The sequence below is a fragment of the Citrobacter sp. Colony219 genome, from assembly GCF_019382635.1.
Taxonomy (GTDB): Bacteria; Pseudomonadota; Gammaproteobacteria; order Enterobacterales; family Enterobacteriaceae; genus Citrobacter; species Citrobacter youngae.
Genome location: NZ_CP080033.1, coordinates 7,485 through 8,313 on the forward strand (window position 1 = coordinate 7,485; position 829 = coordinate 8,313).

2 protein-coding genes are annotated in these 829 nt (G+C 55.2%); both read right to left on the minus strand.

The window, feature by feature from the left end:
• Positions 1-343, minus strand: a 343-nt coding sequence (locus JTI85_RS21100; RefSeq protein ID WP_255574984.1) for an FAD-binding oxidoreductase, incomplete at its 3' end; no start/stop codon positions are given.
• A gap of 109 nt (positions 344-452) precedes the next feature.
• A partial coding sequence (locus tag JTI85_RS21105) for a glycerol-3-phosphate dehydrogenase C-terminal domain-containing protein (RefSeq protein ID WP_304502695.1) occupies positions 453-829 on the minus strand: 377 nt, incomplete at its 5' end.

Sequence of the window (829 nt, forward strand, 5' to 3'; positions counted from 1 at the left end):
GATCGAAGTCGATAAGTTTGTTGAGTTCGCAAACGTCCAGCACAATGCCTCCCCGCAACGGCAATGCGGCACCAGTGACGTTACTGCGCCCGGCGGAAACCGTGACCGGGATTGCCAACGCATTCGCCAGACGCATCACATCCTGAATTTGTTCTACCGTAGAGACACGTACAATCGCCCCTTTTGACGTGGCCGGTGCGCCCTGGGTTTCCGCAATCATCGAACCGGCCCACCAGTCGCGGGTCCAGGTAATCACATCAGATTCCGATGTCAGCACCTCATCTGCAATGACCCGCAGTCGATCAAACGTCGCTTCGCTCATCGCCACCGGATCAATCTGCATCCCTTTCGCGCCACCGCTGCTTTTGATATCCGTCGCCCATGCCGGGCGCGTGTGTGCACTACAGTATAATTTCCACGGTTGTAACCGCGTTTAATCGCTTCTTTACTGATCATTCGGATGTCCCCATAAGTATTGATTTTTCATGTTTAATTGCCGCCTGATAGCTGGCTACCTGCCGGGCCACCTGTTCAGGCTGAAGCTTGAGCTCTTGTTGCAGAATTTCCCCCACGCGTTGCGCAGCATTCGCTGACGCATCACGAGCCATCAGACGGGCACGAATTCGGCGCGATAACACATCATCAATGGTGCTGGCGAGTTCATGGCGCACGGCATACACCACTTCAGCTTCGGTATAGGGAAGCCCTTCCACAATTGGCTTTGCCAGTAAGGGATTGGACTGGATAAGGTCACTGACAAAATGCGCTTCAGTCCCGTAGCGCTCCCCCAGGTGCGCAGACAAACCGCCCGATGCCAGAATCGCCTGCG